Origin of the sequence: Bacteroides clarus (assembly GCF_015555825.1) — a bacterium.
Taxonomy (GTDB): domain Bacteria; phylum Bacteroidota; class Bacteroidia; order Bacteroidales; family Bacteroidaceae; genus Bacteroides; species Bacteroides clarus.
Window position 1 is genome coordinate 1 of sequence record NZ_JADNLF010000004.1, and the last position, 12,121, is coordinate 12,121.

The window sequence follows — 12,121 nt, forward strand, 5'->3', positions numbered from 1 at the left end:
GTCCCACCAGGTTGATTTTGTTGACATAATAATTGGGGTTAAGTTAAGTAAATACGCATAATCGGCTTATACTATCTTGATATAAACTGGTTTTCAATATTTACTTATGGGTTATTTATAATAATGAAAATTTATTGAAATGTTATCAGGGGATAGGGTACGGACGGGCAGACGGGCTTTCAATAACGGGATAAGGCTTGAAATCCGTTCTGTCCTGTCTTTTACCCTGTTTCAGTCCGGCGGGTTCTTAGCCCAACGGATTCTCTTCTTCTCCGTCGTTTCCGCCGCCGTTGCCACCGCCGCCTGTCTCTCCGTCCATGGCCGCCTGTACATCGAGAAATTCAATCTTCTCCCCTGCACGCGTAGACGTCAGATTCGGTTTCACACTGCTCGAAGCCCGAAAGTTTATCTTCACCGTCCTGATATTCTTGGATGTACAATCCTTTACATCCGCCACTCCCGCCGAGTGCGCCGAAAGGCTGAACACGCCGAACTCCTGAATATTCACCGAATGACCGTTATACAACGCCGTCCGCATCGCTTCCACGAAGTTCGTCAGCACACTCTTGATATCCCCGTAAGAAAGGGAACTTTTCTCTTTCATCTCGTACGCGATACTCTCCAGCGTCATTGTCTGACCCATCGTAACGAGGCGGGGATGAAACACTATCTCGGAATTTTTATTCTTCGGGTCTTTCCGATAACCCACTTTCTTAAATGGTACTGCCATAGTAAATTGAGAATTGAGAATTAAAAATTAAAAAATAGGGAGACTGAGCCGGGGTGCGCAATTGGCGGTTAACCATACCCTCTCTTGTTCCGTAGGACAAAGATACGGAAATACGCACCGCTGTTTTGTCGTACATGGGTGCGGCGGTATATGTATGTCGATAGTTGGATTTCAAGTGATTATAATGTGCGGTTCACTTCCGTAGTCCGTATTTTTTCCGTATATTTGAGGTATATCCGAGAGATGGCTCAAACAAAAAAACAGTAATCATAAAACGTTTAAAATCATAACAAAGAGATGGAGAATCATTGCATTGAAGAACCTTTCATTATCCGTTCTTACAGAAAATCGGAGTTGGCGCACTTATATAATCCCGATATGCCGCTTGTGCCCGCCATGCGCAAGATGAGGTACTGGATACAAAGAAATCCCGAACTGTACGAGGCCATGTACAGGTCGGGAGAAGCAAGGGGAGACCACCGCTATACGAGGCGGCAGGTGAGGCTGATTGTAGAGACGCTGGGAGAGCCGTAAAAAACAATACCACCGACATCAAACATATACCGAGTTTTTTACCTATCTTTGTCAGTGTACAAAACAAAGTAATTATGAATACCTTAGAATTAGAAGCTTATAAGGCAGAATTGGCAAGGGAAGTATTGAGCATTGACAACAAAGAAGTGCTGGACGATATAAAAGAAATCATATTGAAAGGTACGGGACATAATGCACCCTGCCGGATGAATTTCAGTGAGGTAAAGCAACACCTGCAAGCTTCTGAAAAGCGGTTTGATGCAGGAGAATACATCAGTGAGGAACAAATGGAAGAGCTTTTTAACTCACTGCGGTAATGATTATACGATACGACGTTAAAGCCCGGTATCAGATTGAAGAAATCTTTCAATACGGAAAAAGTAACTTCGGTTCTCAAACCGCTTTAAGATATATACAGAAGCTGAGAGAGAACATCAACGGATTAAAACAGCATCCTTTGGCAGGAAGCATTGAATGGCTGCTCACCGATAAAGAGCATGAATACAGATTTATTTTTGTAAAGCCTTATAAAGTAATCTATTCTATCAAAGGAGAGATTATTAGAATACATCTCTTTTGGCATACCTACCGAAATCCCGACACTTTAAAATCCTGTCCTCTCGAAGTCTGTGAACCATCCTCTCCCTACGGAAAAGAATAATATTTTGCCTATGCCGCCAATCCCGTTTGCCGTACATCAAACGGAAGTTGCAACATAGGCAGAACTTTTTTTGATATACATCCTATTGCCGGAAGTTACGTTCCACCTCGTCCGACTGGAACTTCACCACTTCATACTCCGTACTGCCCTGACCGTTCGTACGCGTCGCAAAACCATACTTCTCGAGCGCCTGCACCAGCTCCTGCTGCGTCTGCCGGTTCACCTGCACCTTACCGTAAATCGTAAGATGGGTAAGGATGGCGGAAGCGGGCATCCACTGAACAGACAAATCCTCAGCCAGAGGACGGCGGAAAAAGACGAACAGGTTCTCTTCCACCGGGTCCTTCATCCGGTGACGCTCGTTATGAGTGTTCAGCCCGTCTATCTCGTCGCCCTCGTACCAATACCGGAAGCCGCTGCCCAGCAGCGACATAGCCTGCGAATACACCCCCTGATAATTCACGGGACGCCGATAATCCACCGAAAGCACCGATGAGGGCAGGAAACGCCGGTTGCCGTCGATGTCCTGCAAGCACTGCCGCTTGTTGGTACTCGCGATGAACGAGGCGTGCCGCGCGAAACAGAAAGCCTGCGTATCGTACACCTTGCGCTGCGTCACGCTCTCCTGCGTGATGATACGCTTCAGCCCCGCAAGGTCGGCCGCCTTCACACCCTGAAACTCTTCCATGTTGATGAGATAGCGGGTGGAAAGCAGCAGCATGTCGTCCTTGCTGTCCGGACATATCATGCCCGTGTGGTAGTACTCGCGCCACTGGGGCGGAAGCAGACGGCTTATCCACGTGCTCTTACCCTTGCCCTGACCGCCGAAAAGTATCAGCACGAGCTGGTTCACCTTCTTCTCATACAGCGCGCAGGCTACCGAACCTACCAGCCAGCGGCGGAAACTCTCGCGCCAGAACTTCCCGTCTTCCGTCCGTACGGTATCGGCCAGTTCGCCGATGTAGTCCGTTACGCCGTCCCACGGGGGAAGATTGAGCAGATAATCCTCAAAGGGATTGAACGCCGTTGCGTAGTCGGAGTCGACAATGGCCTTCAGCGTGTTCAGGGAGCAGTTGATGCCGTCCGTCAGCAGGCTTACGTAGATGGAGTTCAAATCCTTGCTCCGCAGGGGGCTGAAAACGGGAGAAGCGGTAAGGGAGTCCGTCCCGCACGCACCGTCCTGCTCGCAGAACTCCAGACGGTCCAGCACCGTATTGCGGCGGAAGCGGTAGCGAAGCGAAAGAAAATCCATGACGCGGCTGACGACGGGAACCTTGTCCTCTTTCGCCTTCTCGGCCGCACAGGTCTTACTCACGTACAGGTAGGCGTTGCCGATAGCCCCCGCAACGTCCAGGTCATCCTGCCGGAAGTCACGTTCGGCAAGGAGCACGGCAACTTCCTGAGGGATGTCCTTGCGGAAGCAGCGGTTGCCCAGTATGAAGAGGAAATTGTCACGGTTACCCTTACGGAAAACCTCGGAACGGCGGGTGGTGTTGAGCGCCTTTTTATACTCCATGAGATGCCAGGGGGCTATTTCGGCAGACAGGGCGGAAGCGTCGTCACGCCGCGGCCTGTCACTCTTCTTGCCCTGCAATGTTCCGTTATCCGCCGTTTCGTCCGGCAGTTTCCCCGTCAGCCCGTCTTCCACCGACTTATCTCCCGTCCCTTTCTTCTTCCTCTCCGTCTTCCCGGGCACGAGCACCCGGGTCGTCACTTCCTCAATCTCCCCCAGCAGAGCCGTATTCAAATACGCCTGCGCATCGAACGAAGCGAAGAAGCCCCTACCGATATCCTTACCGCTCACGTCCACCGGAAGTCCGATGAGACGCTCCACGTACAGACGGGCGGCCTCGTACATCAGCGCATGATGGTTCTCAAGCTCCGCGTACGTGATGAAAGGCACGGAGAAGGTCATCTTGCGCAGACGGCGGGCATACGCCGTGCGCAGGTAAAGGAAGATTTTAAAGCCGTGCCGCTTGGGCGTGAGGAAGCACGCCACAACATCGGCGTCGGCCTCAAGCAAACGGCGGACGGCATCCACACGGTCGTCCGCCAGCTCGTCCACGTCCACGGTGATGACGGGGTTGTAGCGAAGCAGGCTGTAAGGCTGCCGCAAGGCGGAGTAGTTTCCCGTGAGCGTAAAAAAAGGGAGCTGCTTCTTAATGGCGTTCGCTTTGGAGAGGTCGCCCAGACGCAACTGCTGCTCCACTTTCCGAACCGTATGGAAGTAGGCGCCGTTGCGGATGTTGGTTATCACGGTAGTCAGGTTCGTTTCGCCGGAAACGGTGGAGAAGCCGCTGTAAGCGGTAATCATGAGGTCTTTCATCGATGTTTGTTTTAGTTTGCCCTATCGGCGGGAACAAAGATAAGCGTACGCTCCCGGATACGAAAATAGTCCTCTCCACAGGAAAGGACTATCCGCTTCACTTATTTCGGACGCTCATCGGACGCGCCCTGCTCCTCTTTCGGGAAAAGACGGGCAAGGGTATTGTACAGCGCCGTTTCGATGGACTGTTCCTTCATCTCCGAACTACGGTCGCGGTCTTTCTCCACAAAGCAGAACGCGTGCAGAATATGAGCCCAGCCCCTCACCTCGCGGCTTATACTTAAATCAGGACATCCCGCCGTCTGATGGCCGTGTATCTGGCAGGCAACGGCCTCGAACAGAAGCTGTTTGCCCGTATCCACGTGCACCTTGCCGTCAAGCATCAGGTCAATCCCCGCAACGATGCGGGATACGTCGAGCTTTTCATCCTTCGAAACAAACACATAACGGTCGCAATCTACAAACTCCGCTTTTTTAAAATAGCACTTTTCATACTCTTTTCTCTTTTTTCGTTTAACATTTAAAGGCTTCAATTAATATTAACAGGCAAATTTAAACATTTATTAAACGCGGGCAAAACAATCGCCGGAAACTTGTTGAGAATAAAAAAAATCGCCGACACCGTGAAGAAAGGCAGGAGGGTATATCCCCCTCTCTAATGAATCGGCGATTTTTAACCGAAAAAAAAGAAAGAATACGCCCGTGCGTGCGCACACGCGCATGTACTATATATATGAAACTTGTATCATCAGGGAAAAGTTGTAAAGAACAGAGAAATAACGGCGGGGAGTGTTGTAACGAAAATTCAACGAAAACGGAGGTGTTTTTTAAACGTACGTTTGATAAACACAAAGATACGCATACTTTTCATAATACCAAATTATTTTGATAATATTAATTTTGGATGACAGCAAAATAATTTTTCAATATGTTGTGGAACAGACGCTTACATCCGAAATAAAAATAGTACTCTGACAAAGGAATAAGTATAAAGGGCGGGGCTGAAAGAGAGCCCCGAAAAGGTGTTTTTCAGACGTACGTTTAATAAACACTTTGCCCTGAAAAGCAAGTAAACAAGCAAACAAACAAATAACATTTATGAACCTGAAACCTTTGTTAATCATTGGGTTTATGCAGGTACTGCCTTTTCCGATATATTCACAGGAAGCGCGAGAGACAAAAAAAGAGGTCTTCAGCGCCGATACCGAACAAAAGACAGAACTCGTACTGCATTTCCGCTTCGACCGCTCAATGGTCGACTACGGATATCGTGACAATAACCGGATACTTGCCGCCATGCACAAAATCTTCGCAGACAGCCTGTGTGTATCCCGGATAGATTCCGTGTGCATACAAGCCTTTTCCTCACCCGAAGGAGACGCCGATTACAACCGGCGTCTCGCTCTGCGACGCGCACAGGCCGTCAAAGGGTATCTGGTCTGGAAATACCCCGGACTGAACCAGTACCGCATCCGCACCTCTGCGCAGGCGGAGAGCTGGGATGCCCTGCGTGATGTCGCACTGAACGACACGCTCCTGCCCTGCCGGGACGAAATATTGCAGATATTAAAGCTGAATACAGGCGAAAAACGGAAAGAGGCTCTCTTGAAGAAGCTGAATACAGGTATTCCGTATCGGCATATAAGCCAATGGATTTTGCCTGAACTGAGAAACGCATCTATATGCACCGTCTATATGCGGCCGCTAAGGCATGCACAGCAGGGTAGCAGGCTTGTAGCAGATGCTCAGGGTAATAACGGGAAAGAGTACCAAAAGGCAGACGGAACGGAGATTACGGATGATACGGAAGTCGTAAATGGTGTAAGAGTTGCGAAAGGCAATGACACAAACGCTAACGGTACAGAAGTTATAAACGGTGTAAGAGTTACGAAAGGTAATGATACAAACGCTAACGGTACAGAAGTCATAAACGGTGTAAGGGTTACGAAAGGTAATGATACAAATGCTAACGGTACAGAAGTTATAAACGGTGTAAGAGTTGCAAAAGGTAATGATACAAACGCTAACGGTACAGAAACTGTAAACGGCGTAAATGTTGCAAAAGGCAATGTTACAAACGCTAACGGTACAGAAACTGTAAACGGCGTAAATGCTGCAAAAGGCAATGATACAAACGCAAACGGTACAGAAGTCATAAACGGTGTAAGAGTTGCGAAAGGCAATGATACAAACGCTAACGGTACAGAACTAACAGACAACACAGAAATCATCGGTAGCACGCAAGTAACAGGCAATACCCCAACAAAAGGCAGCGCCAACGCAATAGCACCCGGCAAATCCCGCCGTCGCCCCCTCTTCGCAGTAAAAACCAATCTCCTCTTTGATGCGGCGCTCATGCCCAACATCGAAGTGGAAGTCCCCATAGGCAAACGCTGGTCGCTCAACGGAGAATACATGTTCCCCTGGTGGCTGATAAACGATGACAGATACTGCCTGCAAATACTCATGGGCGGACTGGAAGTCCGTTACCGGCCGGGCAAAAGGAGCGGACGCGACGTACTCACCGGACATTTCATCGGCCTCTACGCGGGCGGTGGAAAATACGACCTGCAATGGGACAAGAACGGCTATCAGGGAGAATTCTTCATTGCCGCCGGAGTGAGCTACGGCTACGCCCACAGCATCGCCCGCAATCTCCGACTGGAATACAACATCGGCATCGGAATGCTCCGAACCGACTATCGCCACTACCACTCCCGAGACAACCACCGGACCCTGCTCTGGCAGGAAAACGGCGAGTACACCTGGCTGGGCCCCACAAAACTGAAAATATCACTCGTTTGGCTGATTACAGGAAAAAACAAAAAATAAAAGAATATGCTATCCCCTCTTACTCAAATAGCAATAACATTGTTGCACGACATCGCCATGCACGAACCGCATGAAGCGATAGGCCACTGCACCTCTCCCGAAGAGCTGCGATACATATACACACGCCTCGAACAGAAAGGAATGATATGCCGCAAGGAAAAGGCAACCGAAAAGGCAAACGAAAAGGCAACCGAAGATGCCGACGCCGATACATACACCACCTGTTCCTACAAGTTGTGCCGCCCGTTATGCGAAATCTCCCTGCTCGAAGTGCTCGAAGCTATAAACGGACACCTGAACTGCAACCACCCCACATCCGAAGCGTTCTACACCCGCTACGGAAAGATGGCGCAGAAACTGGGAGTGGTCAACTATATTACAAGGCTCTATCTGTCGGAAATAAAACTGATAGATTGTTAATACTAAAACACAGAAATAAATGAAGAATACAGTTTTGTTTTTGCTACTGCCGCTCTGGCTGGCGTCCTGCGAACGAAGGGAACTGACCTTCTATACGGAGGCCGAAATAACCGTGACGGCCGACTGGAGCCGTGCCGACCAGCAGGAAGAAAACCAATACGGAGCCACCCTGATTTTCTATCCGCAGGACGGAGGCACACCGCGCGTCGTACTGATGGGAGACCGTACGCAAACTACCGTACGCCTGCCCGATGGACGCTACGACGCCATACTATTCAACCGTTCGTTCGACGAGTTCGGCACAATGGCATTCCGGGGACAGGAGCAACTGCACACCCTCGAAGCCTACGCCCTGCAAACGGAGACGCGCTACGGAACGAAAATCATCACCGCGGCGCCCGGCAAGCTGGCCTCTGCCGTGATACGCGACTTTGAAGTGACGGACAACATGCTGGGCAACTACGCCCCGGCCGGAGCACGCAGCGTGGCCGACTGTCCCGACGGAGCCTGCCGGCTGCAATTCACTCCCCTGCCCCTCACCCGCAAGGTGAAAGTAAAGCTGCACATCACGGGCATCAACAACCTCAAGCAGGCCACGTGCCAACTCAGCGGCGTGCCCCTCTCCATCTACCTGCACGACGGCAATACGGACAACGCCGAGAAAGGCGTGCAGGAGTTTGAAGTAGAGGACATCACCCCGGACGAGGACTTCGCCGCCAACGGCACGCTCAGCGGCACCATCCACCTCTTCGGACTGCCCTCTACCGAAGAAGTGCAAATCAAGGTAAGAGCCTTGCTGAAAGACAACACCACCGTTATAGAGCGCGAAGTGGAGAACATCGAAGCGAACGAAGAGGCGGACGGCAGCGGCGTCACCACCCTGCATATAGAAGCCGACATCACCGAACCTCTGCCCGACGTAACCATCTCGGAAGACTCCGGATTCAACGCCAATGTAGACGAATGGGGACAAGAGAACGATACAGAGATTCCGATTTAAGAAATACGGCTCATCAACCTAAAGACGCAAAGCTAAAGATACAAATTTAAAGATATAATTTATCAATCTAAAAACAACATTCAGTTATGAAAGCAAAGAGTTTATTCTCACTGGCCATCATCGTAATGGCCTTGGCAGGATGTTCGGAAAATGAGATTACCGAACAGAACCCGGACGCCAACAAGCCTATCGGTTTCGACACCTACACCGCGGCGCAAGCCCGTGGAGCGGAAAACGGGCTTCCCGCTGTAAAGACTTCCGGCTTCGGGGTGATGGCGTACCAGACCAACGGAGCTTACAGCACCGCCGGAGCAAAGTCCGAATTCATGAACAACCAGAAAGTGACATGGAACAGCAGCGGCAACGCATGGGTATACAGCCCCGTAAAATTCTGGCCGGCAGGCGCCAACGACAAAATCTCGTTCTTCGCCTACGCCCCCTATGCGGGCAGCAACGGCATCACACCGGTGTCCGCCGACGTAAGCAACAACCCGAAAGTAAAATTTGAGCTGCAAACCAACCAAAAGAATATGGTAGACCTGGTAGTATCCGATCCTACGGACGGTTCCAACAATACGATGGACAAGAATTCGACTTCGGGCACGGTAAACTTCAAGTTCCTGCACCAACTGACCAGAGTGGCCATGGAAGCCAAAACGGGTACGGACATCAGCGCCAACACCGACACAAAGGTATTCATCACAGCCGTATCGCTGATACATACCAGCAAGCTGAACAGCAAGGGCACGCTGGACATGAAAGCCCTGACGTGGGCAAGCAATACGTCGGATTATCTGGCATCTCCTTATGCGCTGACGGCAGCCTCATCCAACGGCATATTGAACCTGACGGCAGCCAACTTCGCAGGCTACACCACAAGCTCCATCGACATATCTTCCGCCGGAACAACCGCCACATCGCTATTCCCCGCCAATGAATACCTGTTCCTGCTCCCGGTGAGCAATGCCACAGGCACAGCCGCGGCCGGTGATGTACAGGTAAAAATCGCATACGACATGGTGAACAAGACAGGTGCCGCTACCCACACCAAATCCTCGGTGGAAAAGACAGTGAACCTGCCTGCCGGTGTTTTCAAGAAAGGCACAGCCCAAAAATTCACTTTCACGGTGAGCCTGAACGCCATCTCCTTCAACGTAACTACCGTAGAAGGCTGGGGAACGGAAAGCGACACACCCGTAACCGTTCAATAACCCGATGTAACGAAACGATAATGAAACGATAATAAGACGATTTCCCATCGCCCGGTCAAGGTTGAATGTCCTTCTCCGGGCACACAACAAACTTTTTCAGTAAAAGAAGCAAGCAATGAATATGACGAGAAGAATGAAAGGCGCGTACATCCTGATTCCGCTGCTGTGCACCCTGTGCGCCGGCTGCGACAGCAAGGACGAAAGCCTTATGTCCACCCGGGAGATTGGTTTCTCCACCACCGTAGCAAGCAGTGAAGCGGAACCCGGCACACGTGCCGAAGCCACCACCGACAACCTTACGGAAATGGGCGTATTCGCCTACTTTACGGGTACCGGCAACTTCAGCAACGGCAGTTCCACTCCCAACCACCTGTACAACCAATCGGTGAAGAAAACGGGCGGCGTCTGGACGTACAGCCCCGTAAGGTATTGGCCTGCCAACGCCAACGAGAAAGTATCATTCTTCGCTTACGCGCCCCATACCGCCGCCGTTTCCGGCAACGCCAACGACAAGATACGGATAGCGAAACCCACCGCCTTCAACGCCCCGGGCAGACCCGTTATCAGCTATTCCGCCCCCCAAGGGGAACTCGACCTGCTGCTCTCCACAGGCGTAACGGACTGTACCAATACTCATGGCCCCGTGCAGTTCACCATGAAGCACGCCATGACCAAGGTGGTCTTTAAAGTAAAGACGGGCGGCAGTGACTCCAAAACCATAACCGGTATCAGCACCGAGTGCGCCTCATCGGCCGACTTCAGCATAAACGACGCCAACACCGCGGTCGCCGCGGAGAACATCGGTACAAGCAAAAGCACTTGCACGGCCACCGTCAGCATAGCGGTCGACGGCACGGCAAAGACCGTAAAAGAATTCTTCCTGATACCCTCGCACCCGAACGATACGAAGGTGACGCTGACCTATGCCGATGGAAGCGGCTCCACAACCGTAACAGCCACCCTGCCCAACGTCACCCCCAACGACTGGCTGTCCGGCAAAGCCATAGGCTACACCCTGACGATACAAAACAACCAGATAACCGCCATCACGGTGAACTCCGACATAACATGGGACGAACTGAAAGTCCCTATCCCTTCCGACACCGACTATGACTATATCATAGCCACCGCCGAAGACCTCGCCCAATTCCGCAATGATGTGAATAACAGTAGAATCCGTCCCATCAAAGCTTTACAAGTAGCGGACATCGACATACAAGACCTCGCTACCTCGAAAAACTTCTCCAACGATGCCACCGACTGGACACCGATAGGATATAATGTCGAGTTTCAAGGAGTATACAACGGGAACGGACATACCATAAAAAATTTAAAGATAAAAACCGGAAAGACAAGCCAGGGTATCGGCCTTTTCGGACAGGTAATTCAGTCTCTGCTGGTGGGTATAAATCTGCGCGACGCAGATATAACGGTCGGGTCTCCTGTAACCTACACAGGAACACTGGCAGGAACGGTCGACCAAGAGACGCAAGTAAACTATTGTTCCGCCACCGGAAAAATCAGGAAAGTTTCATGTAATGCCGACGGCGGCCAGCCGTACATAACAGGCGGGCTGATAGGAGATGCAAAGGATGCTTCAATAATCTTATGCCATGCCAATGTCGATATAGGGGAAGGAGGTATTTACAATCACACCTCGTCAGCCGCCATGAATGCCTGCACCATAGGAGGATTAGTGGGCTACATGTCAACAAACAAAAGCAGAATCGCATCCTGTTGGTCTTCAGGCAATATAAAGCTGGGACCTATTCCCGCAAACGCCGGGTATATTGTCACAGTCGGCGGATTTTTAGGCGGCGATGCCCATAGCGGCGATATTTACGGTTCCTATTCTTTAGGAAGCATAGCGCTCTCTTTCAGCGGAATGGCCAGCAGCGGTGACACCAGAACAGTAAACGCAGGCGGTTTTATAGGCACTGTCAACGCTGTTCTGTGTACATCTTGTTATAGTTATACGACACTTTCCCTTACGTACCCCGATATAGATTCGCAGGGTAATATAGGTACTGTTAATTTCGGCGGTTTTACACCCCTAGATTATTCGACATTCAGATACTGCTATGGAGACGGCTCGGTTCTGCCCAGAACAAGCTATTTCAATTATAAAATAAGCTGCTATGAGTTCTCTGATAGCCCGAATTCAACATCTTATTCCTGCAATACATTAGGCGGGAAAACGGTACAAGAAATTCTCAGACCAAGCAGCAAGATTAAATCATCCAAAACATTCAGATGCGCCAAGTACGACTCTTCCATCAATGCATACTATACGATGCCCCCGATGCTTTACATCATAAATTGGGACAGCGATAATTTCTGGAAGCAGACTCCGGCCGATCCGACATACCCCGAAATAAACTATTATGTAGATATGACGTCGTTATAG

The 12,121-nt window shown here is 50.5% G+C and carries 11 protein-coding genes; 8 read left to right on the forward strand and 3 right to left on the reverse strand.

Going from position 1 to position 12,121, the window contains the following annotated elements:
• Positions 1-247: 247 nt before the first annotated feature.
• Positions 248-730: an HU family DNA-binding protein gene (locus I2F54_RS05660; protein ID WP_022218417.1), complete on the reverse strand. Its 483-nt coding sequence runs from the start codon at positions 728-730 to the stop codon at positions 248-250.
• A 297-nt stretch (positions 731-1,027) separates the two neighbouring features.
• Here I2F54_RS05660 and I2F54_RS05665 point away from each other — a divergent pair, with 297 nt between their 5' ends.
• From I2F54_RS05665 to I2F54_RS05675, 3 genes are all read left to right on the forward strand, one after another.
• Positions 1,028-1,264, forward strand: coding sequence for a DUF4248 domain-containing protein (locus I2F54_RS05665; RefSeq protein ID WP_009120811.1), 237 nt, complete (start codon positions 1,028-1,030; stop codon positions 1,262-1,264).
• Positions 1,265-1,338: 74 nt separating this feature from the next.
• Positions 1,339-1,581, forward strand: a complete 243-nt coding sequence (locus tag I2F54_RS05670; protein ID WP_087413671.1) for a hypothetical protein — start codon at positions 1,339-1,341, stop codon at positions 1,579-1,581.
• On the forward strand, positions 1,581-1,925 hold the full coding sequence (locus I2F54_RS05675; RefSeq protein WP_022218420.1) for a type II toxin-antitoxin system RelE/ParE family toxin: 345 nt from the start codon (positions 1,581-1,583) through the stop codon (positions 1,923-1,925). The genes I2F54_RS05670 and I2F54_RS05675 overlap by 1 nt, the downstream gene beginning before the upstream one ends.
• 82 nt (positions 1,926-2,007) lie before the next feature.
• Here I2F54_RS05675 and I2F54_RS05680 read toward each other — a convergent pair whose 3' ends face one another.
• Positions 2,008-4,251, reverse strand: coding sequence for a VapE domain-containing protein (locus I2F54_RS05680; protein WP_195500702.1), 2,244 nt, complete (start codon positions 4,249-4,251; stop codon positions 2,008-2,010).
• A 101-nt stretch (positions 4,252-4,352) separates the two neighbouring features.
• Complete coding sequence (locus tag I2F54_RS05685; RefSeq protein WP_087413673.1) at positions 4,353-4,784, reverse strand: hypothetical protein; 432 nt, start codon at positions 4,782-4,784, stop codon at positions 4,353-4,355.
• Positions 4,785-5,349: 565 nt separating this feature from the next.
• Between I2F54_RS05685 and I2F54_RS16170 the strand changes: the two genes are divergently transcribed.
• The 5 genes from I2F54_RS16170 to I2F54_RS05710 all read left to right on the forward strand — a co-directional run bounded on the left by I2F54_RS16170 (position 5,350) and on the right by I2F54_RS05710 (position 12,121).
• Positions 5,350-7,083, forward strand: coding sequence for a DUF3575 domain-containing protein (locus I2F54_RS16170; RefSeq protein ID WP_229097138.1), 1,734 nt, complete (start codon positions 5,350-5,352; stop codon positions 7,081-7,083).
• 6 nt (positions 7,084-7,089) lie between these two features.
• A complete protein-coding gene (locus I2F54_RS05695; protein ID WP_195500703.1) occupies positions 7,090-7,503 on the forward strand; it encodes a helix-turn-helix domain-containing protein in 414 nt (137 codons plus the stop codon).
• Between the two features lie 19 nt (positions 7,504-7,522).
• Positions 7,523-8,503: a DUF5119 domain-containing protein gene (locus I2F54_RS05700; RefSeq protein WP_118047863.1), complete on the forward strand. Its 981-nt coding sequence runs from the start codon at positions 7,523-7,525 to the stop codon at positions 8,501-8,503.
• An 86-nt stretch (positions 8,504-8,589) separates the two neighbouring features.
• Positions 8,590-9,714, forward strand: coding sequence for a fimbrillin family protein (locus I2F54_RS05705; protein ID WP_087413675.1), 1,125 nt, complete (start codon positions 8,590-8,592; stop codon positions 9,712-9,714).
• Between the two features lie 115 nt (positions 9,715-9,829).
• Positions 9,830-12,121, forward strand: a complete 2,292-nt coding sequence (locus I2F54_RS05710) for a fimbrillin family protein (RefSeq protein ID WP_195500704.1) — start codon at positions 9,830-9,832, stop codon at positions 12,119-12,121.

Excerpts from the sequence above, each read along its gene's own strand:
- I2F54_RS05660 (WP_022218417.1), bottom strand. The coding sequence starts at position 730 with ATGGCAGTACCATTTAAGAAAGTGGGTTATCGGAAAGACCCGAAGAAT.
- I2F54_RS05665 (WP_009120811.1), top strand. The coding sequence starts at position 1,028 with ATGGAGAATCATTGCATTGAAGAACCTTTCATTATCCGTTCTTACAGA.
- I2F54_RS05670 (WP_087413671.1), top strand. The coding sequence starts at position 1,339 with ATGAATACCTTAGAATTAGAAGCTTATAAGGCAGAATTGGCAAGGGAA.
- I2F54_RS05675 (WP_022218420.1), top strand. The coding sequence starts at position 1,581 with ATGATTATACGATACGACGTTAAAGCCCGGTATCAGATTGAAGAAATC.
- I2F54_RS05680 (WP_195500702.1), bottom strand. The coding sequence starts at position 4,251 with ATGAAAGACCTCATGATTACCGCTTACAGCGGCTTCTCCACCGTTTCC.
- I2F54_RS16170 (WP_229097138.1), top strand. The coding sequence starts at position 5,350 with ATGAACCTGAAACCTTTGTTAATCATTGGGTTTATGCAGGTACTGCCT.
- I2F54_RS05695 (WP_195500703.1), top strand. The coding sequence starts at position 7,090 with ATGCTATCCCCTCTTACTCAAATAGCAATAACATTGTTGCACGACATC.
- I2F54_RS05700 (WP_118047863.1), top strand. The coding sequence starts at position 7,523 with ATGAAGAATACAGTTTTGTTTTTGCTACTGCCGCTCTGGCTGGCGTCC.
- I2F54_RS05705 (WP_087413675.1), top strand. The coding sequence starts at position 8,590 with ATGAAAGCAAAGAGTTTATTCTCACTGGCCATCATCGTAATGGCCTTG.
- I2F54_RS05710 (WP_195500704.1), top strand. The coding sequence starts at position 9,830 with ATGAATATGACGAGAAGAATGAAAGGCGCGTACATCCTGATTCCGCTG.